Origin of the sequence: Nonomuraea sp. NPDC049309 (genome assembly GCF_043196965.1) — a bacterium.
Lineage (GTDB): Bacteria > Actinomycetota > Actinomycetes > Streptosporangiales > Streptosporangiaceae > Nonomuraea > Nonomuraea fastidiosa.
This window is the reverse complement of sequence record NZ_JBICSH010000005.1, coordinates 234620-259226: the sequence shown is the minus strand read 5'-3', so window position 1 is coordinate 259226 and position 24607 is coordinate 234620. Positions and strand designations below refer to the sequence as shown.

The window sequence follows — 24607 nt, the reverse complement described above, 5'->3', positions numbered from 1 at the left end:
TCCGCAGCGTAGGAGCCTTCGTTTCGGTATAAGGCGGTCATATCCGGTTTAATGCACGTAAAGCGGTTCAGAAATACCTATAAATCAGCCCTCCAGCGCCCACGATCCCATCGCCGCTACGGCGCACGCGGGTCGGCGTGGGTGGCCTCCGTCATGCGTACGGCCAGGTCGCGACGGGGGGCCGTCTCCGTGGCGGGTGTGGCCCAGCCGATGGGGAGCACGCGCATCATGGCGCCGTTGGTGGCGCCGCCGTCGGCCGTTGTTGCTCCGGTGGCTGCGAAGCGTTCCACGGCTCTGCGGGTGGTAGGCCGGCGCCGCGCATGGTGGGCAGGGCCATGGCCAGGGCTTGGAGGAAGGCCGTCTCTGAGCCGCCGGTGTCGATGAGGTTGCGGGCGAGCAGGATGAGCTGCTCGGTGTCGTCGGACGTACTGCCGAGCGGCCAGTCGTCCCGGGTGGGGAGCGTGTCGGTGAGGTGGATGTCCTGCGGTGGTCTGCCTTCGTAGGGGACGCCGAGGGCGTCTCCGCAGCAGAAACCGATCAGGCCGTTGAGGATGCGGTGTGCGGGTGGGGTCATCTGGTCCGGGAAGAGCTGGGTGAGGACGCCGAAGCCGCCCCAGGCGATGGCGCGGCGTCCGCGGTCGGCGTACTGGATGCGTTTACGGCCCGGTGGGGCGAGGCGGGCCAGGGAGAGGCAGGCGGAGGCGACGTCGTACGGGGTGCCGTGGTGCTCGAACTCTCGCAATGCCTTCACGGTCAGGCCCCACGCGCCGGTGTGGTCGCTCTCGGCGCGGCGGATGCCGGCTTCGCTGTGGGTGACTTTGGCGGCCAGGAGGCCGTCGCCGAGGTCGCGGGCCATGCGGCCGGCTTCGGCGAGGGCGTGTGCGGCTCGCCCGGCCTGACCGCCGGTAGAGCTCGATTTCGGCGAGGCGGAACAGGAAGCCTTCGCGGGCGTCGTCGCTGGTGAGGGCGAGTGCTGCTTGGGCGAGGTGTTCGGCGTGGTCGAAGTCGCCGCGGCAGAAGGCCACTTCGGCGCGGACGAGGACGGCGTGGGCGGAGCTGAAGGGCAGGCCGTCGTCGAGGGCTTCGGCTTGGGCCCAGTTGCCGAGGCCGAGGTGGGCGCGGGCGACCCGGTACAGGCAGCGGCCTTTGTCCTCGTCGCTGTCGATGCGCAGGTCGCTGAGGAGGGTGGCCAGGGCACGGCAGCGGTCGAAGCGGCCGGTGGCCAGGCTGCGGTCCATCAGCGCGACCCAGGCCGCGACTCCTTCGCTGGAGTCGAGGTGGCTGAGGTGGTAGGCGGCTTCCAGCTCGGCGGTGAACTCCTCGCGCTCGCCGTAGTGCCGGGCCAGGACCTCGTGGGCTTTGCGGATCTCGTCCGGGCGGACGCGTTGCAGGGAGCGACGCGCCGGTGCCGCTGGCCGTCCACCCCTGATCGGTGAGATGAAGGAGTATGCCGTGAGCTCGGCGAAAGCGCTGCGGTCGCAGGGCAGGCTGTCGGCGTCACCGATGGCCTCGCCGTAGAACGCCTCGTGGGTGTCGAAGAGCAGCACGATCCGGGCGCGGCCGGCAGTGAGCTCGTTCAGGTCCTGGGCGAACAGGCGCGGCAGCTCGTGCAGCAGGTGCGGTTCGGGGACGAGACTGAGGATGTGGTCGGCGTCTTCGTGGAGAGGCGGCGGCGGGTGAAGGTCTCGTCCAGGCGCGAGTTGAGCAGCTGCAGCAGGTGGTGGCCGACACGCAGTGGGAGGGTGAGGATGGCGTCGGCGATGTCGGAACGGGCTGCGCCGTCTGGGAAGATCGGCATGGGTCAGCCCTGTGCGGTTGTGAGTGGCAATGTGGTGTCCCGTCCCGGGTGGACGAGTGACTCGACAGCAGTTGAGCGATGAGAACTTCTCCCGTTCGTTCCGTGGCGCTGCTGCGATTGTTTTTACACCGAGCGATGGCGTACTGCCACTTGGTTGATGGTCCTGCTCTCTATCGGGCTGGTTCGTTGCCGGTCAGCAGTTGTTTTGTGTCCCGCGTTGTTCAGCTTTGGGGTGCATTGTTAGATGAGCCGCTGATCGTGGTTGGCATGTAGTCGGATACTCTATGGCCTCCTGGCAACGCCCTCGTCTAGATAATCGTGATATCGCCGAGCTCGGCTGTGTACAGGTAGGTATGGGAAATCACCTCACTGTGATACCGAATTTGGTCAAGGAGGTGATCTGTTCAGGAGGAAGAGGTATCGTCCGGGCGTGTGCTTAAGCGGGTGGCTTCCTCGCGTCGTTGCCGTTCCGGCTTGTTTCGCCTTGGTGACGGCGTGCACGTCCGAGCCTGACACGACCGAAGCTGAGAAGCCGACGCTGGCTGAGGCTGCTCAGCAGCTGGTCAAGGATGGCGATGCTCTCCTGACTTCCCTGGCTGAGAGCCAGACGGGTACGGCGAGCGCTACAGAGCGCGCCGACCAGGACAAGGGCGAAGGATGCTTGCCCGATGAGGTGCAACGGTTCTTCCGTGCTGGGGGCAACTTGGCGAGGCGGCATGCGGCGTTCAATATCGCAGGGCTGATGCAGACCCACCTCAGGGCTTTGGGTTACGAAGACCTCGTCGATGATCTCGACATCAGGGATCAGAAACTGTCCGTGGTGGCCGGCCGTGATCCGAAGACCGACATCACGTACGTTGTGGCTGTTCAGCTTGAGCAGAAGCCGAACATCCGGATCGTTGGAAAGACGGCCTGCTACAAGCAGGCGGGGTGAAAGCTTCTCACCAGGCGTCGGGGCTTTGGGCTGCCGCTGCGCGTAGTTGCTCGGCCTTTCGGCGCAGGTTCCGTGCGGCGGTGGCGCAGATCTGCTTCAGGTCGTTGATCTCGGCGGCGGGATTGGTGGGGATACCGGTGCACACAGCAGTCCCGACCAACAGGTGGGAGGCCGGGAGCTCATTCAGCTCATGATGAACGAGTTGACGTTGCCGGCTTCATCTCGCGGATGGAAGAGACGCAGCCGGTAATGAGCGTGTTCGTTGCTAGGAACGGCTCTCACCGTCGGACCGAGCAGTGGCCGTTGGCTTCCTGGTTTTCTGCCCGGTGGTGACAAAGGGAACTCGTGACACGCCAGGTCGGCGTCAGTGCAGCGTTGGACGCCTCGCAGAGCGGGTTTCATCGCCCGGTCCATCACCTCGTCCAGAAGGCCTGAGCCGCGTCCGCGTGGGTCAGGCGTTGTAGCCGCCGTGGGCGTCCAGCACGGCGCCCGTGACGTACGACGCGGCAGGGCTCGCCAGGAAGGCGATCGCCGCGGCGATCTCGTCGGGATGCCCCAGGCGCTGCAGGGACAGGGAGCCGAGCAGGAGCTTCAAGGTTTCGGCGTCCGGCGCTGCCATGCCGCCCGTCATCAGCCCGGCTTCCACCACGTTGGCGGTGATGGCCCTCGGGCCGAGGTCGCGGGCGATGCCCTTGGTGTACTGCGTGACTCCCGCCTTGGTCGCCGCGTAGTCGGCCAGGCCGGGGACACCCGCTCTGGTGCCCAGCCCGGAGGACACCGTGATGATGCGGCCGCCGTCGCGCATGACCCGGGAAGCGGCCCGGGTGATGGCGATCACCCCGAGGTAGTTGGTCGTGTGCATCCGGTCGAGCGCGGCGAAGTCGGCGTCCGGGTCGTCCACCGTGGCGTTGACCGAGATCGCGGCGTTGTTGACGAGGATGTCCAGGCCGCCGAAGCGCTCCACCACGCCGTCGATCAACGCGGGCGCCCGGCTCGTGTCCGCCTGGTCGGACTGGAACGCCGCGACCTCCGCTCCCGTGCCGCGCACCTCGTCGACGACGGCCTGCGCCTGCTCGCCGGAGCCGGCGTAGGTGAAGGCGACGTCGGCGCCCTGCTTTGCGAGCAGCCGTACGGTCGCGGCGCCCAGCCCTCGGGATCCTCCGGTGACCAGGGCGACCTTGCCCGTCAGCGGCTTGTCCATGCTTCTCACCTCGATGGTCGTCACATCAGCTGTCGTAACGATATTTGTTACGACGTTCTGATTGCAACCATACCGGTTACGACAAGGCTGTCGTAACATCGGGAGTTGCAACAGGGAGGGACGACGTTCATGAGCGCCAACAGCAGGCTGACCATCGCCGCCCACTCGCTGGCCTGGATCGGCCTCTACCAGCGCCGGGGCAATGAGGTCGCCACCTCCGAGCAGATTGCCTCCAGCGTCAACACCAACCCGGTGGTCATCCGGCGGCTGCTCGGCGACCTGCGCAAGGCCGGGATCGTGGAGTCACGTCGCGGGCAGGGCGCGGGCTGGTCGCTGGCGCGCGACTTGCGGTCGATCACGCTGCTCGACGTGTACGAGGCGGTGGAACCCGGCCCGCTGTTCGCCATGCACCGCACCGCCCCCGACCCGGAATGCGTGGTCGGCCACGGCATCCAGCCGGCGATGCGGCGCGTCTACGACGGCATCGAGGAGACCCTCCGGCGCGAACTGGCCCGCGTCACGCTGCAGGACGTCCTCGAGGACGTCCTGGCGGCCGCTCGGTAGCGCCCGGCGCAACGCGCGGATCACCGAGGACCGTCCGGGGAGTCCTCCTGCGGTGGTGGCCGGCCTGATCGCCTGCCCGCGCAGAGGGTCTTCCTGGATCCGTTCCGCCGTGTCGAGGCCCTTTGGATCGCGCACGCACGGGGAGGGGGCCCGGCGTCGGCTCGCCGGGAACGGGCGGACGATCAGGCCGCGGCATCCATCTTCGACCAGGGCATGGTCGTGGTGCGGGCGCCGAGGGGAGATCCGCGTCAACGGCGAGAACGCGCTGTCGTTCCGCGTGCGGGCCATCACCGGCCGGGGGGCCATCGTCCGCCACGCGCCGGCCCGCCGGTCGGCGGAAACGGCCCAGGAAAGGAACCAGGAAAGGAACCAGGGAAGGAACCAGGGAAGGAACCAGGGAAGGAACCAGGGAAGGAAACAGCCAGGAAACAGGCCGGCCGATTGGATCGCCTCACGCATGGCAGCCCCTGCCGTGCGCACCACAGCGTACGTGAGGAGATCCCGCATGCCCCCGAGCACGTCCGCCCCACCGAAAGAGCTGCGGCCCGGAGGTGAACTCGATCGGTTCATCGCGGCGCGGGCCGAGCAGGACGAGTTCTCCGGCACCGTCCTGCTGACCTGGCGTGGCAGAACCGTGCTGGAACGTTCGTACGGCCTGGCGGACAAAGCCAGAGACATCCCCAACCGGGCGGAGACGCGCTTCGACGTCGCGTCCATCACCAAGTCGTTCACCGCCGTGGCACTCGCCCAGCTCGTCGAGAAGGGCGAGGTCGCGCTGCACGAGACCCTCGGTACCTACCTGGACGGCTTCCCGCCCGGCCTGGCCGGCACCGTCACCGTGCACCACCTGCTCACGCACACCGCGGGCGTCGATCGCACCACGGCCGCTCCTCCGAGCGGGGACACCATCGAGGAGACGTGGCAGGCGAACCTGGAGGCCGTACGTGCCACGAAGGCGCCGTTCCCGCCCGGCTCGCGCTTCCAGTACAGCAACGGCGGCTACTTCACGCTCGGCGCGATCGTGGCCGCGGTCGCCGGCGACTTCTACGACTACGTACGGACGAACATCATCAAGCGGGCGAAGCTGCGCCACACCTCCTTCCCCACCAGGGACGAGGTCCGTGCCTCCCGCGAGTTCGCGCACCGCTACGCCACCGACAGGCAGACCGGCGAGCGGTACGACCTGACCATGAGCGAGAACATGGGCCTGATCGGCATGCCCGATCACGGCCTGTACTCCACCGTCGGCGACCTGCTGCGCTTCCACGCCGCCACGCTGGACGGGACGCTGCTCGAACGGTCCTTCGCCGAGCTGTTCACCGGCTCCAAGACGGCGCTGGGGCCGGACGTGAAACCCACGCTCGACCGCCAGGCGATGGCCTACTGCTACGGCTTCTTCCGCACCGTGCTGAACGGCCGGGAGGTGCTGTGGCACTCCGGCAGCGGACCCGGCATGGCGAACATGCTCGACAGCCATCCCGGTACCGGCTGGAGCATGGCGATCCTCGGTAACTACGACGACAGCGTCGACCCCATCGTCAACCGCGCCCGGCAGCTCATCACCCGCGCCTAGCGGACCTCCGCCTCAGCCGAAAGGAAGACTCTTCATGTCGTCAGCGCATCCGTCCGCCTTCCGCCCCTCACGGAGGTCGGTACTCGGGATGATGGGCGCCGTGTCCATCGCCGCCGCCGTGACGCCGGGCAGGACGGCGGCCGCGTACGCCAGGCCGGACATGCGCCCCGGCGGCGAGTTCGACCGCTACGTCGCCGAACTGGCGAAGAACGATCAGTTCTCCGGCACCGTCATGGTGGCGCACCAGGGCAAGCCGGTGCTGGCCAGGGCGTACGGCATGGCCGACAAGGCCAGGAAGATCCCCAACCGGATCGACACGCAGTTCAACCTGGCCTCCGCCTCGAAGCCGTTCACGGCGCTCGCCGTCCTGCAGCTCGTGGAGCAGGGCAGGATCGACCTGCACGCGACGGTCGGCACGTACCTCGAGGGCTTCCCGCCCGGCATCGCCGGCACCGTCACCGTGCACCAGCTGCTCACCCACACCGGCGGATTCGCCGACTTCCGGACCGACCAGGTCTACAAGGACAACACCGAGCACAACTGGAACTCGGAGCGGAAGATGATGGACGGCATCATGTCCATCATCCGCCGGGAGGCTCTGCTGTTCACGCCCGGCACGCAGGTGCAGTACAGCAGCTCGGGCATGGCCGCGCTCGGCGCGATCGTCGAGGCGGCCGGGGGCGGGAGCTTCTACGACCACGTGCGCGAGCACATCTTCGCCGCAGCCGGCATGACCGGCGCGGGGTTCACGACCCGGCCCGACTGGCTGGAGAACCCGAAGGTCGCGCACCCGTACTGGCGCGACCAGGACACCGGCCAGTGGATCGACGGCCTCGCCCGCCGCCCGCCCTCTCTGCCCACCGGCCACGGGGGCACGACCCCCTACGTCGGCAACGGCGGCGGAGGCGCCTTCGCCACGGCGGAGGACCTGGTCGCCTTCGACCGCGCGCTGCGCGCGGGCAGGCTGCTGGGCGCCCCCTACGTCGACATGTTCCTCACCCTGAAGGTCCCGGCGGCACCCGCCGGCGACAACGTCCAGGTCTCCGGCATGGGGTACGGCCTCACCACGACCATGTACAACCGCCACTGGCTGGCCCAGCACGGCGGCGGCCTGCTCGCGGGAGGCTCGACCAACTGGACCATCTACCGCGACCTCGAATGGACCACCGTCATCCTGTCGAACTACGCGGGGATCGATCTCCAGAACACGATCCTGGCCAAGGAACGGGCCATCATCGCGGGCGCCTGACCAGAAGACCGTGCGACCATCCGGTCACCGGGGCGGCGGTCATCCGGTGCGCCGGGAGCGGCCCAGCTGCTCAGCAGCCGCAGCGCGTCGGCGGTGGGGGAGCCGGGCTCGACGTTGTGGACGCACAGCATCTGGCCGGCGTCGCCGGGCGGCAGGAAGCTCTCGTACGAGAAGCGCAGCTCGCCCACCTCGGGGGACGGCGACCCGGCGCGGCCCTGCTCCAGGCGGGTGTAGTACCCGGTGCTGACGCCGGCCGGCCTGGCCACCTCGTCCCGGCGCAACCCCGGCACGCGGCGTGCCCGGCCGTCATCCGGCAGGCCCACCCCGTCGGGGCTGAGGCGGGCGCGCCGGGAACGGAGGGTCACCGGTGGTGTGCTCGGAGTGCGTAGCAAAGCCGGTCCCGTTCGCGTTCGTTCTCCCCCTGAGGGGTACTCGATGTCCATGACGTCCACGACTTCCGGCCCGCGCACCTACCGCGCCGCCCAGGTCGGCACCGCCGGCGGCCCGTTCGGCATCGTCGAGCGCGAGCTCGCCGAGCCGCAGCCCGGGCACGTCCGCGTCGCCGTCGAGGCGTGCGGGGTGTGCCGGTCCGACTCCGGCTTCGTCAACGCCGGCTTCCCTGACGTGCCGTTCCCGCTCGTCACCGGTCACGAGATCGCCGGGCGCATCGACGTGGTCGGCGACGGCGTCGAGGACTGGAACGCCGGTGACCGCGTGGCGATCGGCTGGTTCGGTGGCAACTGCGGCACCTGCGGGCCCTGCCGTGCGGGCGACTTCATCCACTGCACCCGCATGCAGGTGCCCGGCTGGGCCTACCCCGGCGGGTACGCCGAGTACACCACCGTGCCCGCGTCCGCGCTGGCCCGCATCCCCGACGAGCTGAGCGCCGTCGAGGCCGCGCCCATGGGCTGCGCCGGCGTCACCACGTTCAACTCGCTGCGGCACAGCGCCGCGCGGCCCGGCGACCTGGTCGCCGTCCTCGGCATCGGCGGGCTCGGGCATCTGGGCGTGCAGTTCGCGAACAAGCTCGGCTTCGAGACGGTCGCGGTCGCGCGCGGCGCGGACAAGGCCGGCACCGCCGAACGGCTCGGCGCCCACCACTACATCGACTCCAGCGCCGGTGACGTGGCGGCCGAGCTCCAGGCGCTGGGCGGGGCGAAGGTCGTGCTGGCCACCGCCGCCAGCTCCGAGGCGATGACCGCGGCCATCGACGGGCTCGGCAACGGCGGCGAGCTGATCGTGCTCGGGGCCACCCCGGAGCCCATCCAGGTCAGCCCGTTCCAGCTCATCGCGAACAGCAGGACCGTGCACGGCCACCCGTCGGGCACGGCGAGCGAGGTCGAGGAGACGATGCGGTTCGCCGCGCTGACCGGCGTGCGGGCGCTCACCGAGACCCGGCCGCTGGAGGACGTGGCCGCGGCCTACGACCGCATGATGTCCGGACAGGCCCGCTACCGCATGGTCCTCACCACCGGCCGCTGACGCGACCGATCCGCCGAAAGCCGGCGCCCGCCCCCCGGAGCGGGACCGGTGGGCGGGCGCCGCGCGTGCCTGCGGCGGCACTACGCTGATCGCGTTGAAGATCGCCGGATCGGACGGGGGACCGTCGTGACCGCCTGCCGTGCTCCGGACACGTGCTCGGCACGGGGCCGGCGGGCGAGCCGGCTTCGGCATCGCCAGGGCGTTCGACACCCGCACCGGCAGCGGCCTGGTGGCGGGCACGCCGTCGTACATGCCGCCAGAGCACAGCCCGGGTGAGCGGCTGGCGCTGGTGCTGTCGGAGGCGACGGTCACCGCGTACGCCGAGCATCAGGGCACGTTCCGGCGGCTGCACACCGCGCCCGGCAACGGCCTGCTCACCACCGACCAGGAGAGGCGGAGCCACCGGTACGGCTTCGGCCTGCGCGCCACCAGGGGCACGGTCCGATCAGCCGTCTGGAGGGCCGCAGCGTCGAGGGCTGAGCACCGGTACGCCTGCCTGGAGCTCCAGGTGGATGGCCGAAGTGGTGGTGACATTGGGATAGGTTGTCCGATGGATCATGAACGATCTGCGTCACCCCAGAAGGAAGATGAGCGTGACCAATCGTCTGGCGCGTCTGGTGGCCGGGATCCTGGTGTCGCCGGTCATCGTCTCCTGTTCCGCGCCGGTCACCGACCCGCTGCTGAAAGACCCGGCCCAGTGGCCGCTGATGACGTTGCGAGGACTGCCCGACCACGGAGAGCTGCCCGAGCAGGCCGAGCACCCGCTGGCGCAGATCAAGGTCGGCTCCTACGACATGATCGCCTGGGTCAACTCCGAAGGCCATTGCGGGCTGTCCGGTTCCGACTGGACCCTTGACCTCGACCTCACCGCCAGCCAGGGCCATCCGGCCCGGCAGCAGGGCTTCTCCGGGCCCATGGAGGCGGCGGTCAGCGGTTCGCGGGAGAGCGAGGCCAGCCTGTTCTGCACCCGTACCAGGATGCTCATCAGGGTCGAGGGGCAGACGAGCGACCCGTTCGTCTCCGGCGACGCGGTGGCGCAGATCGTGGACGGCGGGCTCAACGCCGTCGTCGGCCCGCAGGAGGCGCAGCGGGAGTCGCTCCCGCGCGCCGCCATCACGGTGGCGGGTCCCGGCGTCAACCCGCTGGTCTGAGCACCGGCTTCAGCGCGCCGACGGCAGCCGCGGCCCGTGGCGGACCGGTTCCGGCCGCTCGTGGAAGCCGCCGTCGGGGGTGCGGACGATGACGCCGCTCTCCACGCCGTGCTCGGCGGCCTCGCGCTCCGCCTGCAGCAGCGCCAGGCACATCCACCGGGTGACGGTGAAGGCGACGGCGGGGCCGATGAACACCGCGTACCTGAAGAAGCTCGTCACCGCCTCGATGGTCAGGTGGAAGTGGTGCGCGAGCTGGTCGTTGGCCGCCGCCGCCCACAGCAGGCCGTAGCAGGCGACGCCGGCGACGGCGAGCGCGGTCTTGACGGGCTGCTCGCGCGGCCGGTCGAGCAGGCCGGGCGGGGGCAGCGGCCGTCCGCGCCGCGCCGCCACCATGCGTTCGATCATCGGGTACGCGGCCAGCGCGCCGAAGAACGCGCCCGGCACCACCACGGTCGGTACCAGCACCGCGAGGCTGAGCGTGTAGCCGCCGACGGTCAGCTCCCAGCCCGGCATGATCCGCAGCGCGCCGTCCAGGAACCCCATGTACCAGTCGGGCACCGCGCCCGCCGAGATCTGCGTCGGCCTGGCCGGCCCGTACAGCCAGATGGGGGCGATCTGGAAGCCGAACCCCAGGATGACGAGCATGCCCGCCGTGGCGGCGGCCATCAGCGGGCGGCCGCCGCGCCGCACCGGCAGCGCGGCGACGAAGCGCGTGTAGCGCCGACCAGTGATGCGTCTGGCGGATGAGCAGGCCGCCGCGCACCTCCAGGCTGACCTGCATGGCCGAGTCGAACGCCCGGCTGACCAGCGCCCCGCGCAGCGGCCCGTACGAGCCGTCATAGGCGACCTGCGTCATGGCGGGGTCGTAGAACACCATCAGCACGGCCCCGGTCACGGCCAGGACGGCGAACGACCACAGGGCGATCTCGGCGAACATGAACGACCAGTGCGAGAGCCTGACCGGCGATGACCGCATGCGGGCCTCCCCTTCGAGGTGGTTACACCCTGGAGACGCGGCTTCGCGAACAGGTTCGAGGACTTCGTCGACACGCTGACGTTCTCCGTCATGGCCAAGCTCGTGCCGCTGGCCTTCGCCTCCGTCGTGCTGTGGCAGTACCACCCGCTGCTGGTGGTCGTGCTCATCGGCCTGCTGATCGTCACCGGGTTCGTCGTCGCGCCGCTCATCCGCCGCCGCCAGAAGCTGGTGGACGCGCGCGAGGCCGCACGCGTGCACGTCTCGGGCCACGTCGCCGACGTGCTGTCCAACATGGACACCGTGCGCGCCTTCGCCGCCGAGCGCCGCGAGGCCGCCGAGCACCGCGTCAAGCTCGCCGAGCAGTACCGGCTCACCCTGCGCTCGTGGGACTACAGCAACCTGCGGGTCGACACCGTCGTGGCCCCGCTGTCGGTCCTCGGCAGCACGCTCGGCCTGCTGCTCGCCGTGGGGCTGCGGGGCGGGCTGGGCGTCGAGGCGATCGTGGTGACGTTCACGTACTACACGAACGCCATCGGCCTCATGTTCGAGTTCAACCAGATCTACCGGCGCATGGAGAGCATCATCACCGAGGCGGCGCAGTTCACCGAGCTGCTGCTCACGCCGCCCACGGTGACCGACCCGCCCGAGCCGCTGCCGCTGCGGCCCGCCGACGCCTCGGTGCGCTTCGAACGGGTGACGTTCTCGTACACGAGCGGCAGCCCGCTGTTCCAGGAGCTCGATCTCGACATCCCCGCCGGGGCCAAGATCGGGCTCGTCGGGCAGTCGGGCGGCGGCAAGACCACGCTCACCCGGCTGCTGCTGCGCCTCATGGACATCGACTCGGGCCGCATCCTCATCGGCGGCCAGGACATCTCCCGGCTGCGCCAGGCCGACCTGCGCAGCCTCATCGCGTACGTGCCGCAGGAGCCCGCCATGTTCCACCGCACCGTACGCGACAACATCGCCTTCGCCCGGCCGGGCGCCACCGACGCCGAGATCAAGGCCGCGGCCGAGGCGGCGCACGTCATGGAGTTCGCCGACGCGCTGCCCGACGGCCTCGACACGCTGGTCGGCGAGCGCGGCGTCAAGCTCTCCGGCGGCCAGCGGCAGCGCATCGCGCTGGCCCGCGCCATCCTGCGCGACGCGCCGATCCTGCTGCTCGACGAGGCCACCAGCGCGCTCGACTCGGAAAGCGAGATCCTCGTCCAGGACGCGCTGTGGCGGCTCATGCAGGAGCGCACCGCCATCGTGGTCGCGCACCGGCTCAGCACGGTCGTCCGCATGGACCGCCTGGTCGTGCTCAACAAGGGCGCCATCGTCGAGCAGGGCACGCACGCCGAGCTGCTGGAGGCCGACGGCGCGTACGCCCGGCTGTGGCGGCATCAGTCCGGCGGCTTCCTGGTGGACGACGACGCAGCCGGCGCGCTTTCCCGCTGATCGCCGCCCGGCCTGCCTTCCCCGCCGACCGCCGTCCGGCGCGTTTCACCGCTGACGGCCGCCGGTCAGCTCGTGCGGCCGTGGGCGCGCAGGGCGGCGCGGGCGCGGGCGGCCATCGCCTCGTCCACCATCTCGCCCTCGAACACGATCGCGCCCGCGCCGCGCGCCTGCGCCTCCTCAACGGCGGCGACCAGCCGGGCGTAGCGATCCAGCTCCTCGGGGCCGGGAGAGAAGACCTCGTTGATCACCGGTACGTGCGAGGGGTGGATGGCCAGCATGCCCTCGTACCCGAGCGAGCGGTTCTGCTCGGCGAAGGCGCGCAGCCCGTCGAGGTCGCCGATCGCGGTCCACAGCCCGGCGACCGGGCACGGCACGCCGGCCGCCCGGACGTCCAGCAGCACGCGCGAGCGCAGCTCCAGGGTCTCGGCCCCGGACGGGCTCCAACGGTAGCCGACCGCGCGTTCCACGTCGCCGCCCTTGCCGGTGACCGCCCCCAGGTAGGCGACGCGCGGCGCGGCCCGCCCGATCTCGTACGCGCCGCGCAGCGCGGCGGCGCTCTCCAGCAGCGGCACCAGCGCGATCCGCCCCCCGGGCATGCCGTGCTCCCGCTCGCACCAGGTCAGCATGCGGTCGGCGAGCACCACGTCCTCAGGACCGCGGGTCTTGGGCAGCATCACGCCCGCCAGGCCGGGGCGGGCCACGGCGCGCAGGTCCTCGGCGGCCGCCCAGCCGTCGAACGGGTTGATCCGCACGAAGAGCGCCATCGTGCCGGATGCGTTCGCGACGGCCTCGGCCACCCGTTCCCTGGCCTCCGCCTTCCCGCTCTCCGGGACGGCGTCCTCGAGGTCGAGCACGGCGGCGTCGGCCCCGGCGGCCTCCGCCTTGGCCAGCCACCCGGTCCTGTTCCCCGGGACGAAGAGCAGCGAGCGCAGCGTGGGACGGTCAGATGACACCGCGCTTCTCCAGGTCGTCGATCTCCCGGCCGTCGATGCCGAGCCACTCGCGGTAGACGAGGTCGTTGTCCTGCCCGAGCGCCGGGCCGGTGCGCCAGACGTTGCCCGGCGCGCGGTGGAAGTGCGGCAGCGCCGCCTGCATGCGCACGGGGCCCAGGTCGGGGTCGTCCACGGTGACGATGTCGCCGCGCTCGGCGTAGATCGGGTCGGCGGCGATGTCCGCGATCGTGAACACCCGCGAGGCGACCACCTCGGCCTCGGCGAACGCCCGCAGGCACTCCTCGGTGCCGCGCGCGGCCACCCACGCCCGCAGCTCGCGATCCAGCCGCTCCCGGCCGGCGAGCTGCTGCTCGGTGGTGGCGTACTCGTCCTCGGGCAGCCCGAGCAGGCGGACGACGTTCAGCACCGAGCGGCGCGTCGCCGACGTCACCGTGATCCAGTCGCCGTCGCCCGACAGGTACGTGTTGATCACCGCCGCAGGGGCGACCGCGAGCTGGTTGCCCGACCTGCCGGGCACCGCGCCGAGCTGGTCGTGGGCGATGACCTGCCACTCGACCAGCCGGAACAGCGGCTCGAACAGCGCGAGGTCGATCCACTCGCCGTCGAAGTCCGGGTCGCAGGCGCGCCGGTGCAGGGCGGCGAGCACCGCGTACGCGCCCATCAGCCCCGTCACCGCATCGCCGTGGGAGAACCCGGTGTGCACGGGCGGCCCGTCAGGGAACCCGGTCAGGTGCACGACGCCGCTGCGCGCCTCACCGACCTTGCCGAAGCCGGGCGCGTCCGCCTGCGACGACGTCGCGCCGAACCCGGAGATCTGCAGCAGCACCGCCTTCGGGTTGATCCGGTGCACCGCCTCCCAGTCCAGCTCCCAGGCCCGCAGCCGGGACGCGCGCAGCGTCACGATCACCACGTCGGCCCAGGCGACGAGCCGGTGCGCGACCCGCCGGCCGTCCGGATCGTGCAGGTCGAGCGTCACGGAACGCTTGTTGCGCCCGGCGACCTTGAACCACAGCGGCACGCCGTCCTTAACGGGCCCCATGGCGCGGGCGGCGTCGCCGCCTCCCGGCGGCTCGACGTGGACCACGTCCGCCCCCTGGTCGGCCAGCATGGACCCGGCCAGCGGCCCGGCGACCACGTGAGCGAACTCCACCACCTTCAGTCCACGCAGTTGCCCGCGCTGTTCAGAGGCCACGCATGAGCTCCTTCGTCCGGTACGGCTGGCTTCATGCTGCCCATCCGGAGATATGCGAGTCCAGCACGAAATTTCGATAAATTCATGCGCTTATCGCATGGGCAGGTGTGCCCGAAGGCAGGGCGGGTCAGCGGGTGATCCAGGAGGCGCCGGGCGGGACGTCGCGGCCCTCGGTGCGCGCCTCCTGCAGCAGGTCGAGGAAGGCCGCGGCGGCGGGCGGCAGCGTGCGGCGGGCCCGGACGACGACGTCCAGCCGCCGCTCGACCACGGGCGCGACCAGCTCCCTGTGCACCACCCGGCCGGGCCCGAGCAGCGGCAGCACCAGTGCGGGCAGCGCCGACACGCCGAGCCCGGCCGCGACCAGGCCGCCCACCGTGGCCACGTTGCTCGCCTCCGCCGCCGGCGCCGCCCCGGCGCCCACCTGCGCGAACGCCGCGTCGGTGAGCCGCCGGACGCTGGACTCGGGCCCCACCGCGAGGAACGGCTCGGTGGCCAGGTCCTCCCAGGTCAGCTCGTCACGTTCGGCCAGCGGATGGCCCTCGGGCAGGACGGCGCGGAACCGGTCGCGGATCAGCGGGCGGTGTTCGAGCCGGTCGGACGCGGCTCCCACGGTGGTCACCGCGAAGTCGGCGTCCCCGGAGAGCACCCGGCCGAGCACGGCCCGTTCGAGCCCGTCCATGATCCGCACGCTCACCTCGGGCCGCTCCCGCCGGAACGCGGAGATCAGGCCGGGCAGCAGCACGGCGGCCACGGACGGCAGCGTGGCCATGGCCACCACGCCCGACTCGCCGAGCAGGTAGCGCCGCAGCTCCTTCATGCCGGAGCGGTGGGCGTCCACGATCTGCTCGGCCACCCTCAGCGTCTCCACCCCGGCGGCGGTGAGCTGCACGTTCCTGGTGTCGCGCTCCAGCAGCCGGACGCCGAGCACGCGTTCGAGGTCGGCGACGGCCCGGCTCAACGTGGACTGCGAGAGGTGAAGCTGCGCGGCAGCGGCGGTGAAGCCGGCCGACTTGGCGACGGCGACGTACGCGGCGAGCTGCCGCAGAGTGGCATCCACGTCCGTAACTGTTGCGCAGGTCGCATGGATAAATCCAGTTTTGATGGTGGACGTGAAACGCGGGGTGCTCGGACACTTTCCGGTAATCTCCCGGACCCGGAAAGGACCCCGATGATCGCGCTCCTGGGTTTTCTCACCATCGGCCTGTTCCTGGCGCTCACCATGACCAAGCGCGTCTCGGTCCTCACCGCCCTGGTGCTGGTGCCGGTCGCGGCGGCGCTGATCGGCGGGTTCGCGTCCGACCTGGGTCCGATGATCCTCGAAGGCCTCGGCAAGGTGGCGCCCACCGGCATCATGATCGCCTTCGCGGTCCTGTACTTCAGCCTGATGATCGACACCGGCCTGTTCGACCCGCTGATCCGCGGCATCCTGCGCCTGGCCAAGGACGATCCGCTGCGCATCGCGGTCGGCACCGCCGTCATCACGATGTGCGTGGCGCTCGACGGCGACGGGGCCTCCACGTTCCTCATCACCGTCTCGGCGCTGCTGCCCGTCTACCGGCGGCTCGGCATGAGCCCGCTCGTGCTCACCGGCGTCGTCTGCCTGGGCGCGGGCGTCATGAACATGCTGCCGTGGGGCGGCCCGACGGCCCGCGCCATGGCGGTGCTGAAGCTCGACGGCTCGCAGGTGTTCACGCCCGTGCTGCCCGCGATGGCGGCCGGGATCGCGTGGGTGCTGGTGGCGTCGTTCCTCATCGGGCTGCGGGAACGCCGCCGCCTCGGGACGGTGGCGCTGCCCGCCGGCGCGCAGGCCGTCCCCGCCGAGGCGCGGGCCGTGGGCGACGGTCCCGGCACGCCGCTCGCCCCGGCCCGCACGGGGCGGCTGCGGACCGCGTTCAACCTGGTGCTGACCCTCGCCCTGCTGGTGTGCCTGGTGCTGCAGGTGATGCCGCTGCCGGTGCTGTTCGTGGTCGGCTTCTCCATCGCGGCCGTGGTCAACCTGCCCACCTGGGACAAGCAGCAGGAGCTGCTCGAACGGCACGGCAAGAGCGTCGTCCTGGTCACCACCATGGTCTTCGCCGCGGGCGTGTTCACCGGCGTGCTGACCGGCACCAAGATGATCGACGAGATGGCGGCGGCGTTCGTCGGCATCATCCCCGAGTCGTTCGGCGGGCACCTGCCGGTGCTCGTGGCGCTCACCGGCATGCCGCTCAGCCTCGTCTTCACCCCCGACGCGTACTACTTCGGCGTGCTGCCCGTCCTGGCGCAGACCGCGACCGGTTTCGGCATCGACTCCGCCGAGATCGCCAGGGCGGCCATCCTCGGCCAGATGACCACCGGCTTCCCCCTGAGCCCGCTCACCGCCGCCACGTTCATCCTCGTCGGCATGAGCGGCGTGCAGCTCGGCCGGCACCAGCGCTTCATCTTCGGCTGGGCGTTCGCCACCACGGCCGTCATGACCGTGGTCGCGCTCGCCACCACCGCCATCTCACTGTGAGGAGCCGCCCCGCCACCTGCGCCGTCCGCGACGCCCCTCCGGCCGGGCAGGACGGACGCGCTGGACGTCACCACCTGGCCAGATTCAGGCCGAGGGCTCGGGCGTGGCGCTGAGCGCGGCCAGGTCGGCGGGGTCGAGCCGGAGGCCGGCGGCGGCCACGTTCTCGGCGAGGTGGTCGAGCGAGCCGGTGCCGGGGATGGGCAGCGTCACCGGCGAGACGGCGAGCAGCCAGGCCAGGGCGACCTGCGCCGGAGTCGCGCCGTGCCGCGCCGCGACCTCCGCCAGGCGGGCCCGGTCGATCGACGGCCGCCCGCCGCCCAGCGGGAAGTACGGCACGTACGCGATCCCCGCCCGCTCGCATTCCGCGAGCACCGCGCGGTCGCCCTGGTCGTGGACGCTGAACGCGTTCTGCACGGCCGCCACCGGCGCGATCGCCCTGGCCTCGGCGAGCTGGGCCGCGCTGACGTGGCTGAGCCCGAGATGCCGGATCAGTCCCTCGCTCCGCAGCTCCGCGAGGGCCGCGAACCGCTCGCCGATCGGCTCGTCGCTCACCGGCCCCAGCCCGCCGGTCCGCAGGTAGACGAGGTCGAGCCGGTCCACCCCGAGCCGGCGCAGGTCGTCCGTGACCAGGGCGCGGAGCTGGTCCGCGCGCGCCTCGCCGGCCGGGGCGAGGTTCGCGCCGAGCAGCGGGCCGACCTTGGTGGCGATCACCAGGTCTTCCGGGTACGGCGCCAGCGCCCGCCTGATCAGCTCGTGCGCCCGCAGGTCGCCGAAGCCGTAGAAGCCGGCCGTGTCGATATGGTTCACGCCCAGCTCCACGGCGCGGCGCAGCACCGCGACGCCCGCCTCGGCGCCGCGCGCGGACCGCCCGAGCGCGAGCCGCATCGCACCGAAGCCGATCCGGTTCACCGGCGTCTCGCCGGCCAGCGCGAAGGTCGTCATCGGGCGCCTCACTTCCCGTAGCAGGCCGCGACGGCGGCGAACGCCGGCTTCGGATCCCACCGCAGGCCCGGGTAGGTGTCGCCGTCGCGGTCCGCGTACACCTTGACGATGCCGAGGCTGGCCAGGTCGAGGTCGTCGCGCGGGTCGCCGTCCGGGCGGTGCGGCAGCGCCGGGAGCGCGAACGTGTGCACGAACGCCGAGTCCACACCCTCGGCCTCGAAGATCTCCAGGAGCTCTCGCAGGTAGGTGGCCTGGCCCTCCTCGTCGCGCTCGTACGTGCCGGTCAGGCGCGCGGGCAGGCCGGTGTCCTCGTCGTATTCGATGATCTCCATGCTGCGGGGCGCCACGTCGGCGGCGCCGCGCCAGGTCGCCGTCCCGAACCCGGTGATCGCCACCGGCCTGCCCTGGGCGACGAGGGCGCGCACGCCCTCCTGGAAGCGGTCGGCGACCTCGGCCGAGCGGATCAGCTCGACCGTGACGAAGTCGAACAGCGACCAGTCCACCGGTTCGAAGGGGATCGCCGCGTACGTGACCTTGCCGCCGAAGCGCTCGCGGACCACGGCCGCGGCCTCGGCGAGGAACGCGGCGACCCGCTTGCCCGCCTCGGCGGCCAGTTCGCGGCGACCGAGCAGGGCGTCGAGCCGTTCCTTGAGGGTGTCGCCGGGCAGGAAGCCGCGGTCCATGACGGTCAGCTCGCTGCCCGCCACGAACACGACCTCCGCGCCGGAGCGCCGGATCCGCTCCGCCCGCTCGGCGCAGTCGGCGAACAGCGCCAGCATCTCCTCGGCGGTCATCTCCAGCGGGTACGGCGAGAACCACACCTCGAGGCCCAGCTCGGCGGCGCAGGCGGCGGCCCGCTCCAGGCGTTCGGGGTCGCCGCCGACGAGCTGGACGGCGGTGCAGTGCAGGTCGTCGCGGATGATCTCCAGCTCGCGCCGGACCACGTCGAGGTCGAAGCGCTCCACGGTGCCCGTCCCGCCCGGAACGAAGCCCGTGTCGTAGCTGATGCCTTTGGCTCGCATGGATCGCGTCCTTTCGTGTGTTCGAGCGGCCTCAGCGTACGGACGAAAATTGCGTGCGCGCAAGTTTGCGCATGCGCATGTTTTCTGGCAGGGTGGTGGCGTGATGGCGAGGCGTACGGGGTTGCGCGAGCAGAAGAAGCAGGCCACCCGGAAGGCGCTGCGCGAGGCCGCGCTGCGGCTGGCGCTCGAACGCGGGCCCGACAACGTCCGCGTGGACGACATCGCCGAGGCCGCAGGCGTCTCGCCGCGGACGTACAACAACTACTTCGCCAGCCGCGAGCAGGCGATCGTCGCCGCCGTCACCGCCGAGCGCGAGAGCCGCGTCGCGGAGGCCGTGGCCGCGAGGCCGCCGTCCGTGCGCCTGGCCGACGCCGTCATCGACGCGATCGTCGAGCAGTACACCGACCCCGGTGAGGAGCACGCGGCCGCGCTGCTGATGATCACCACCCGCCCCGCGCTCCGCGAGGCCTTCGTCCACGCCCCCGCCTCGATGGAGCTCCCCCTCGCCGCCGCCATCGCCTCCCGCCTCGCCACCCGCCGGAGGGCCGGGGAGACCGCCGACACGGCCGGCGCCTCCGCCGCCGCAGGCGCTCCCGCCGCTGACGGCGCTCTCGCTGCCGCGGGCGCTTCCGCCCGCGACGGCGGCGCTGCCCCCGTGCAGGACGGTGCCCGTGAGGGCGGGGGAGCCGGCGAGAGCGAGGGGCGTGCGGGCGGCCGCGGGCACGATGCTGATGCCGTTCGCGGCGCTGATGCCGATCGCAACGGTGATGCCGTTCGCGGCGCTGATGCCGATCGCGACGGTGATGCCGCCCGCGACGACACGGCGCGTGTCCTGGCGGCCGCCGTGGCCGCGGCGGTCCGGGTCGCGATCGACCGCTGGGTGGGGCGGCCGGGCGCGGCCTCGGCCTCCGGGCTGGTCGTGCCGTCCGGCTCGCTGCCCGACCTGCTCCGCGCCGCCCTCGCACCCCTCGTCCCGGCTCTGGACGCGGCCGAACGCTGACCACGCGCGGCCCCCGGCGCGGGTGGCGGCGGGTCGTGCCGAATCCCCTGCGTGGCCGCGCGATCGGCGATCCCTATCGTCCCGTCTCTCCGCACACTGTCCTATGGGAGGCGGTTAGAAAGCCTTGACATGACATGTCATAGGGAAACAGACTCTCCGCTAACCATTTAGCACTTCGCGTGAAACCGGAGATGTCCCCCGAGTGTCGAGGAAGGGTACGGATCGCCCCGCGCCGATCATCCGGTGAGCGGCGAGGAGACACCATGGCCACCCCCACCAAGCCGGCGGCGACCGGCAGCACCCCCGAACCGCAACGCGACGACACGCGATTGGCGCTGCTGTTCATCCTCCCCGCGCTGATCGGCTTCCTGGTCTTCCTGCTCTGGCCGACGCTGCGCGGCATCTACCTCAGCTTCACCAAGTTCAACCTGCTCACCCCCGCCCGCTGGACCGGGCTGGACAACTACGTGCGCATGGTCGAAGACCCGGTGTTCTGGAACGCGCTGGGCGTGACCGTCTACTACGTGGTGGTCAACATCGGGATCCAGACGATCCTGGCGCTGATCATCGCGGTGCTGATGCAGCGGCTGACCAGAAAGACGTGGCTGCGCGGGCTGGTGCTGACGCCGTACCTCGTCTCGAACGTGGTCGCGGCGCTGATCTTCCTGTGGATCCTCGACTACCAGCTCGGCATCGGCAACAAGGTCCTCGAGCTGCTGGGGCTCGACCGGATCGCGTTCCTCGCCGACTCGGCCTGGGTCATCCCGACCGTGGCGCTCATCAACGTCTGGCGGCACGTCGGCTACACCGCGCTGCTGATCTTCGCGGGCCTGCAGACGATCCCCGCGACCGTGTACGAGGCCGGCCGTGTGGACGGCGCCTCCGAGCTGCGCCTGTTCAAGAGCATCACGCTGCCGCTGCTGCGGCCCATCACGGCGGTCGTGCTGATCATCAGCGTCGTGGGCTCGTTCCAGGTGTTCGACACCATCGCGATCGCGACCAAGGGCGGCCCGGTCAACTCCTCGAAGGTGCTCCAGTACTACATCTACGAGGCCGCGTTCAGCCGCTTCCAGTTCGGTTACGCCTCGGCGATGTCCGTGGCGCTGCTGATCGTCCTGATGCTCATCACGTTCCTGCAGTACCGGCTGACCCGGGCCGGCAGCTCCGATCTGGCCTAGGAAGAGTGTGACATGGCAACCGTCATGGTCCCCGCCCCGAGCGACGCCTCCGCCGCCGGTCACGAGCCGCCGCCCAAGCCCCGGCCCGGCATCGGCAGGATCCTCGCCTGGGCGTTCATGGTTCTGGTGATCTTCGCCAGCCTGTTCCCGTTCTACTGGGTGCTCAGGACCGCGCTATCCGACAACAACGCCCTCTACGCCGGCAGCGACAGCCTGCTGCCGGTGCAGTTCTCCTGGGGCGGCTTCGAGCGCGTCTTCGGCCTGCAGACCGGGCAGGAGGCCATCGACGCCGGCGGTTCTGGACAGCCGTTCGACTTCTGGCGCTACCTGCTCAACTCGGTGCTCGTCGCGACCATGGTCACGGCCGGGCAGGTCTTCTTCTCCTCGATGGCCGCCTACGCCTTCGCCCGGCTGCGCTGGCGCTACCGCAACCAGGTGTTCGCGGTCTTCCTGGCCGGCCTGATGGTCCCGGCGATCTTCACGCTGCTGCCGAACTTCGTGCTCATCAAGGAGCTCGGCCTCATCGACACCGTGCTCGGCATCGCGCTGCCGACGATGCTGATGACGCCGTTCGCGGTGTTCTTCCTGCGCCAGTTCTTCCTCGGCATCTCCCGCGAGGTGGAGGAGGCGGCGATGGTGGAGGGCGCCTCGAAGGTGCGCGTCTTCTTCAGGATCATCCTGCCGATGTCGGCCGCGCCCATCTCGACGCTGTCGATCCTCACGTACATCACCTCCTGGAACGAGTACTTCTGGCCGCTCATGGTCAGCTACACCGACAAGTCGCGCGTGCTCACCGTGGCGCTCGGCGTGTTCAAGTCGCAGAAGCCCCAGGCGGGCCCCGACTGGGCGGGACTGATGGCGGCCACGCTGGTGGCGGCGCTGCCGATGCTGCTGCTGTTCTTCATCTTCGCCCGCCGTATCGTCAACTCCATCGGCTTCAGCGGGATCAAGTGATGCTCAGAAGAATCCTCCTGTCCGCGCTCCTGCTGACCACCACCGCGGCCTGCGGCACCGGCGGGAGCGGCGGGGCGAACGGCACCATCGAGTACTGGCTGTGGGACTCCGCGCAGCAGCCGGGCTACCAGAAGTGCGCCGACGCCTTCGAAAAGCAGAACCCCGGCCTGCGCATCAACATCTCGCAGTACAACTGGGACGACTACTGGTCCAAGCTGACCGCCAGCTTCATCGCCGGCACCGCACCCGACGTCTTCACCGACCACCTGACGAAGTTCCCCCAGTTCGTCGACCTTCAGGTGCTGCGCCCCCTCGACGACCTCGGCCCGACCAGCGACATCAAGGACTCCGACTACCAGGCGGGCCTGGCCGAGCTGTGGAAGGGCAAGGACGGCAAGCGATACGGCACCCCGAAGGACTGGGACACGATCGCGATGTTCTACAACGCCGACGCGCTCAAAGAGGCCGGAATCGACCCGGAGACGCTCGACGAGCTGACCTGGAACCCGCACGACGGCGGCACGTTCGAGAAGACCATCGCGCACCTGACCATCGACGCCAACGGTAAGCGCGGCGACGAGCCCGGCTTCGACAAGACCAAGGTCAAAAGGTACGGCCTCGCGTCCAACGGCGCCGGCGGCGACAACTGGGGACAGACGCAGTGGTCGTCCTTCACCGGCAGCATCGGCTGGCAGCCCACCGACCGGAACCCCTGGGGGACCCGCTTCAACCTGGACGACCCGGCGCTCCACGAGACCCTGGAGTGGTACTTCGGGCTCGCGAAGAAGGGGTACATGGCGAGCTACGAGGCCATCGGCGGCACCAACTCGATCACCGCCGACAAGCAGATCCAGGCCGGCATCGCCGCGATGGGCCTGGACGGCTCGTGGACGATCTCGTCGTTCACCAAGCTCACCGACGCCGACGGCAAGAAGCTGAACATCGGCGTCGCGCCCACCCCGATCGGGCCGCAGGGCAAGCGGGCCTCGATGTTCAACGGGCTCGCCGACTCCATCACGACGTTCTCCGAGCAGCCGGAGAACGCCGCCAAGTGGGTCAAGTTCCTCGCCGGCGAGGAGTGCCAGAACATCATCGGCCAGTCCGGCGTGGTCTTCCCCGCCCGGCCGTCCGGGACGGAGCTGGCCATCGAGTACAACAAGAAGGAGCGCGGGCTCGACGTGTCGGCCTTCACCGACCACATCGAGAACGGCACCACGTTCCCGCTGCCGGTGACCTCCAACGCGGCCGACATCGCGGCGCTGTCGAAGCCCGCGTTCGACGCCGTGTACATCGGTGACGAACCGGCCGGCTCGCTCTCCGAACTCAACGACCAGCTGAACGAGCTGTTCGAGGTGGCCGGCTGACCTGAGTGTCGGCCGCTCCCGGGCGCGGCACGCTCCATCACCCCGGGTACGCCCGCGCGTTCTGCATGGCTCGGCGGATGCGTGGGAAGTGGACCTGCTGCCACCGCCCTGACCAGGGCGAACGTCACCCTGCCTGAGCAGGGTCCGCCGGGAGCAGAAAAGGATGGCGATGCCGCATGAGAGCCGCCGTACTGCACGATCACGGGACGCCGCCGCGCTGCGAGGAGTTCGACGACCCGCGTCCCTCCGACGACACCGCCGTCGTCGAGGTCGAGGCGGCCGGGCTCAGCCACCTCGACGTCGCCAAGGCGTCCGGCACCTTCTACACCGGGCCGCCGCCCCTGCCGTCGGTCGCCGGCAGCGACGGCGTCGGCCGGCTCCCGGACGGGCGGCGGGTGTTCTTCGACACGGTCGTGCCGCCGTACGGGTCGCTGGCCGAACGCGTCCTGGTGCCGTCCCGGGCGCTGTTCGACGTCGCCGAGGGGATCGACAGCAAGATGGCGGCGGCGCTCGGCAACAGCGGCCTGGCCGCCTGGCTGGCGCTGGAGTGGCGGGCCAGGCTGCGGCCGGGGGAGACCGTCCTCGTCCTGGGCGCGACCGGCGCCATGGGGACGGCGGCCGTGCAGATCGCCCGCGCGCTCGGCGCGGGCCGGGTCGTCGCGGCGGCCCGGCCGAGCGAGCGCCTGCGCCGGCTGGACGCCGACGCCGTCGTCGAGCTCGACGGCGAGGACGGCACCGATGGTCCCGGTCGTGATCTCGCGGCCGCGATGCGGGAGGCGGCGGGCGGCGGGGCGGATGTCGTCATCGACCCGCTGTGGGGCCCGCCCGCGCTGGCGGCCATGGGGGCGGCCCGCCACGGCGCCCGGCACATCCAGCTCGGCCAGCAGGCCGCCATGCGGATAGATTTGCCCGCACCGCTCGTACGCTCGGCCGCGCTCGACATCCGCGGCTTCGCGATCTTCCACGCGCCCATCGAGGTGCGCCGCGACGCCTACCTGCGGATGACCCGGCTCGCCGCGTCCGGCGGGCTCAAGCTCGACCTGGAGGTCATTCCGCTCGCCGACATCACCGGCGCCTGGGAACGCCAGCGCTGCGGCCCCGGCACCAAGCTCGTCGTCGCCTGCCACTGACGCGGGGGGAGCG

Annotated in this window: 25 protein-coding genes; 14 read left to right on the top strand and 11 right to left on the bottom strand. The window is 70.9% G+C overall.

Features of this window, described 5'->3' with window-relative positions; translation table 11 throughout:
• Positions 1-116: 116 nt before the first annotated feature.
• Together ACGFIM_RS29595 and ACGFIM_RS29590 are read right to left on the bottom strand one after the other, a co-directional pair.
• Positions 117-290 carry an ADP-ribosylglycohydrolase family protein gene (locus ACGFIM_RS29595; RefSeq protein ID WP_393206587.1) on the bottom strand — a complete coding sequence of 58 codons (174 nt, stop codon included), beginning with the start codon at positions 288-290 and terminating at the stop codon, positions 117-119.
• The gene (locus tag ACGFIM_RS29590) at positions 227-856 is read right to left on the bottom strand and encodes an ADP-ribosylglycohydrolase family protein (RefSeq protein WP_393206584.1); all 630 of its coding nucleotides are present in this window, start codon (positions 854-856) and stop codon (positions 227-229) included. Before ACGFIM_RS29590 ends, ACGFIM_RS29595 begins: the two co-directional genes overlap by 64 nt.
• 139 nt (positions 857-995) lie before the next feature.
• Between ACGFIM_RS29590 and ACGFIM_RS29585 the strand changes: the two genes are divergently transcribed.
• Positions 996-1436, top strand: a complete 441-nt coding sequence (locus ACGFIM_RS29585; protein ID WP_393206581.1) for a hypothetical protein — start codon at positions 996-998, stop codon at positions 1434-1436.
• A 140-nt stretch (positions 1437-1576) separates the two neighbouring features.
• Here ACGFIM_RS29585 and ACGFIM_RS29580 read toward each other — a convergent pair whose 3' ends face one another.
• Complete coding sequence (locus ACGFIM_RS29580; RefSeq protein WP_393206578.1) at positions 1577-1798, bottom strand: hypothetical protein; 222 nt, start codon at positions 1796-1798, stop codon at positions 1577-1579.
• A gap of 487 nt (positions 1799-2285) precedes the next feature.
• Between ACGFIM_RS29580 and ACGFIM_RS29575 the strand changes: the two genes are divergently transcribed.
• Positions 2286-2732 (top strand): hypothetical protein, encoded by a 447-nt coding sequence (locus ACGFIM_RS29575; protein WP_393206576.1) that lies wholly within the window; start codon positions 2286-2288, stop codon positions 2730-2732.
• Between the two features lie 451 nt (positions 2733-3183).
• On the opposite strand, the gene ACGFIM_RS29570 is transcribed toward ACGFIM_RS29575, so the two are convergent.
• The gene (locus ACGFIM_RS29570) at positions 3184-3957 is read right to left on the bottom strand and encodes an SDR family NAD(P)-dependent oxidoreductase (protein WP_393206573.1); all 774 of its coding nucleotides are present in this window, start codon (positions 3955-3957) and stop codon (positions 3184-3186) included.
• Positions 3958-4062: 105 nt separating this feature from the next.
• Between ACGFIM_RS29570 and ACGFIM_RS29565 the strand changes: the two genes are divergently transcribed.
• The 3 genes from ACGFIM_RS29565 to ACGFIM_RS29555 all read left to right on the top strand — a co-directional run bounded on the left by ACGFIM_RS29565 (position 4063) and on the right by ACGFIM_RS29555 (position 7319).
• The gene (locus ACGFIM_RS29565) at positions 4063-4497 is read left to right on the top strand and encodes an Rrf2 family transcriptional regulator (protein WP_393206571.1); all 435 of its coding nucleotides are present in this window, start codon (positions 4063-4065) and stop codon (positions 4495-4497) included.
• Between the two features lie 505 nt (positions 4498-5002).
• On the top strand, positions 5003-6070 hold the full coding sequence (locus ACGFIM_RS29560) for a serine hydrolase domain-containing protein (RefSeq protein ID WP_393206568.1): 1068 nt from the start codon (positions 5003-5005) through the stop codon (positions 6068-6070).
• Positions 6071-6170: 100 nt separating this feature from the next.
• Positions 6171-7319 (top strand): serine hydrolase domain-containing protein, encoded by a 1149-nt coding sequence (locus ACGFIM_RS29555; RefSeq protein WP_393206565.1) that lies wholly within the window; start codon positions 6171-6173, stop codon positions 7317-7319.
• On the opposite strand, the gene ACGFIM_RS29550 is transcribed toward ACGFIM_RS29555, so the two are convergent.
• The gene (locus tag ACGFIM_RS29550) at positions 7253-7684 is read right to left on the bottom strand and encodes a helix-turn-helix domain-containing protein (RefSeq protein WP_393206562.1); all 432 of its coding nucleotides are present in this window, start codon (positions 7682-7684) and stop codon (positions 7253-7255) included. The genes ACGFIM_RS29555 and ACGFIM_RS29550 overlap by 67 nt on opposite strands.
• A gap of 76 nt (positions 7685-7760) precedes the next feature.
• Here ACGFIM_RS29550 and ACGFIM_RS29545 point away from each other — a divergent pair, with 76 nt between their 5' ends.
• Both ACGFIM_RS29545 and ACGFIM_RS29540 read left to right on the top strand, forming a co-directional pair.
• Positions 7761-8801 carry an alcohol dehydrogenase gene (locus ACGFIM_RS29545; RefSeq protein WP_393206559.1) on the top strand — a complete coding sequence of 347 codons (1041 nt, stop codon included), beginning with the start codon at positions 7761-7763 and terminating at the stop codon, positions 8799-8801.
• Between the two features lie 593 nt (positions 8802-9394).
• Positions 9395-9952: a hypothetical protein gene (locus tag ACGFIM_RS29540; protein ID WP_393206556.1), complete on the top strand. Its 558-nt coding sequence runs from the start codon at positions 9395-9397 to the stop codon at positions 9950-9952.
• 9 nt (positions 9953-9961) lie between these two features.
• Here the strand turns inward: ACGFIM_RS29540 and ACGFIM_RS29535 are convergent, their stop codons facing one another.
• Entirely contained in the window at positions 9962-10618 is a 657-nt protein-coding gene (locus ACGFIM_RS29535; RefSeq protein ID WP_393206553.1) for a hypothetical protein, read from the bottom strand.
• Between the two features lie 328 nt (positions 10619-10946).
• On the opposite strand from ACGFIM_RS29535, the gene ACGFIM_RS29530 reads away from it, so the two are divergent.
• Positions 10947-12365, top strand: coding sequence for an ABC transporter ATP-binding protein (locus ACGFIM_RS29530; protein WP_393206550.1), 1419 nt, complete (start codon positions 10947-10949; stop codon positions 12363-12365).
• A 65-nt stretch (positions 12366-12430) separates the two neighbouring features.
• Here the strand turns inward: ACGFIM_RS29530 and ACGFIM_RS29525 are convergent, their stop codons facing one another.
• The 3 genes from ACGFIM_RS29525 to ACGFIM_RS29515 all read right to left on the bottom strand — a co-directional run bounded on the left by ACGFIM_RS29525 (position 12431) and on the right by ACGFIM_RS29515 (position 15567).
• Positions 12431-13318: an HpcH/HpaI aldolase/citrate lyase family protein gene (locus tag ACGFIM_RS29525; RefSeq protein ID WP_393206547.1), complete on the bottom strand. Its 888-nt coding sequence runs from the start codon at positions 13316-13318 to the stop codon at positions 12431-12433.
• Positions 13308-14510, bottom strand: coding sequence for a CaiB/BaiF CoA transferase family protein (locus ACGFIM_RS29520; RefSeq protein WP_393206545.1), 1203 nt, complete (start codon positions 14508-14510; stop codon positions 13308-13310). The genes ACGFIM_RS29525 and ACGFIM_RS29520 overlap by 11 nt, the downstream gene beginning before the upstream one ends.
• 127 nt (positions 14511-14637) lie before the next feature.
• A complete protein-coding gene (locus ACGFIM_RS29515) occupies positions 14638-15567 on the bottom strand; it encodes a LysR substrate-binding domain-containing protein (RefSeq protein WP_393206542.1) in 930 nt (309 codons plus the stop codon).
• Between the two features lie 111 nt (positions 15568-15678).
• On the opposite strand from ACGFIM_RS29515, the gene ACGFIM_RS29510 reads away from it, so the two are divergent.
• Complete coding sequence (locus ACGFIM_RS29510; RefSeq protein WP_393206539.1) at positions 15679-17004, top strand: CitMHS family transporter; 1326 nt, start codon at positions 15679-15681, stop codon at positions 17002-17004.
• An 84-nt stretch (positions 17005-17088) separates the two neighbouring features.
• Here ACGFIM_RS29510 and ACGFIM_RS29505 read toward each other — a convergent pair whose 3' ends face one another.
• Both ACGFIM_RS29505 and ACGFIM_RS29500 read right to left on the bottom strand, forming a co-directional pair.
• Positions 17089-17946, bottom strand: coding sequence for an aldo/keto reductase (locus ACGFIM_RS29505; protein WP_393206536.1), 858 nt, complete (start codon positions 17944-17946; stop codon positions 17089-17091).
• Between the two features lie 8 nt (positions 17947-17954).
• Complete coding sequence (locus ACGFIM_RS29500; RefSeq protein WP_393206533.1) at positions 17955-18968, bottom strand: hypothetical protein; 1014 nt, start codon at positions 18966-18968, stop codon at positions 17955-17957.
• A 103-nt stretch (positions 18969-19071) separates the two neighbouring features.
• On the opposite strand from ACGFIM_RS29500, the gene ACGFIM_RS29495 reads away from it, so the two are divergent.
• From ACGFIM_RS29495 to ACGFIM_RS29475, 5 genes are all read left to right on the top strand, one after another.
• Positions 19072-19968 (top strand): TetR/AcrR family transcriptional regulator, encoded by an 897-nt coding sequence (locus ACGFIM_RS29495; protein WP_393206530.1) that lies wholly within the window; start codon positions 19072-19074, stop codon positions 19966-19968.
• Positions 19969-20231: 263 nt separating this feature from the next.
• Positions 20232-21146 (top strand): carbohydrate ABC transporter permease, encoded by a 915-nt coding sequence (locus tag ACGFIM_RS29490; RefSeq protein ID WP_393206527.1) that lies wholly within the window; start codon positions 20232-20234, stop codon positions 21144-21146.
• 12 nt (positions 21147-21158) lie between these two features.
• Positions 21159-22100, top strand: a complete 942-nt coding sequence (locus tag ACGFIM_RS29485; RefSeq protein ID WP_393206524.1) for a carbohydrate ABC transporter permease — start codon at positions 21159-21161, stop codon at positions 22098-22100.
• Positions 22100-23464, top strand: a complete 1365-nt coding sequence (locus tag ACGFIM_RS29480) for an ABC transporter substrate-binding protein (RefSeq protein ID WP_393206521.1) — start codon at positions 22100-22102, stop codon at positions 23462-23464. The genes ACGFIM_RS29485 and ACGFIM_RS29480 overlap by 1 nt, the downstream gene beginning before the upstream one ends.
• A 176-nt stretch (positions 23465-23640) precedes the next feature.
• Complete coding sequence (locus ACGFIM_RS29475) at positions 23641-24594, top strand: zinc-binding alcohol dehydrogenase family protein (protein ID WP_393206518.1); 954 nt, start codon at positions 23641-23643, stop codon at positions 24592-24594.
• The last annotated feature ends 13 nt before the right edge of the window (positions 24595-24607 follow it).

Excerpts from the sequence above, each read along its gene's own strand:
- ACGFIM_RS29495 (WP_393206530.1), top strand. The coding sequence starts at position 19,072 with ATGGCGAGGCGTACGGGGTTGCGCGAGCAGAAGAAGCAGGCCACCCGG.
- ACGFIM_RS29565 (WP_393206571.1), top strand. The coding sequence starts at position 4,063 with ATGAGCGCCAACAGCAGGCTGACCATCGCCGCCCACTCGCTGGCCTGG.
- ACGFIM_RS29510 (WP_393206539.1), top strand. The coding sequence starts at position 15,679 with ATGATCGCGCTCCTGGGTTTTCTCACCATCGGCCTGTTCCTGGCGCTC.
- ACGFIM_RS29500 (WP_393206533.1), bottom strand. The coding sequence starts at position 18,968 with ATGCGAGCCAAAGGCATCAGCTACGACACGGGCTTCGTTCCGGGCGGG.
- ACGFIM_RS29535 (WP_393206553.1), bottom strand. The coding sequence starts at position 10,618 with ATGGCCGCCGCCACGGCGGGCATGCTCGTCATCCTGGGGTTCGGCTTC.
- ACGFIM_RS29490 (WP_393206527.1), top strand. The coding sequence starts at position 20,232 with ATGGCCACCCCCACCAAGCCGGCGGCGACCGGCAGCACCCCCGAACCG.
- ACGFIM_RS29480 (WP_393206521.1), top strand. The coding sequence starts at position 22,100 with ATGCTCAGAAGAATCCTCCTGTCCGCGCTCCTGCTGACCACCACCGCG.
- ACGFIM_RS29475 (WP_393206518.1), top strand. The coding sequence starts at position 23,641 with ATGAGAGCCGCCGTACTGCACGATCACGGGACGCCGCCGCGCTGCGAG.
- ACGFIM_RS29545 (WP_393206559.1), top strand. The coding sequence starts at position 7,761 with ATGACGTCCACGACTTCCGGCCCGCGCACCTACCGCGCCGCCCAGGTC.
- ACGFIM_RS29580 (WP_393206578.1), bottom strand. The coding sequence starts at position 1,798 with ATGCCGATCTTCCCAGACGGCGCAGCCCGTTCCGACATCGCCGACGCC.
- ACGFIM_RS29505 (WP_393206536.1), bottom strand. The coding sequence starts at position 17,946 with ATGACGACCTTCGCGCTGGCCGGCGAGACGCCGGTGAACCGGATCGGC.
- ACGFIM_RS29590 (WP_393206584.1), bottom strand. The coding sequence starts at position 856 with ATGGCCCGCGACCTCGGCGACGGCCTCCTGGCCGCCAAAGTCACCCAC.
- ACGFIM_RS29485 (WP_393206524.1), top strand. The coding sequence starts at position 21,159 with ATGGCAACCGTCATGGTCCCCGCCCCGAGCGACGCCTCCGCCGCCGGT.
- ACGFIM_RS29560 (WP_393206568.1), top strand. The coding sequence starts at position 5,003 with ATGCCCCCGAGCACGTCCGCCCCACCGAAAGAGCTGCGGCCCGGAGGT.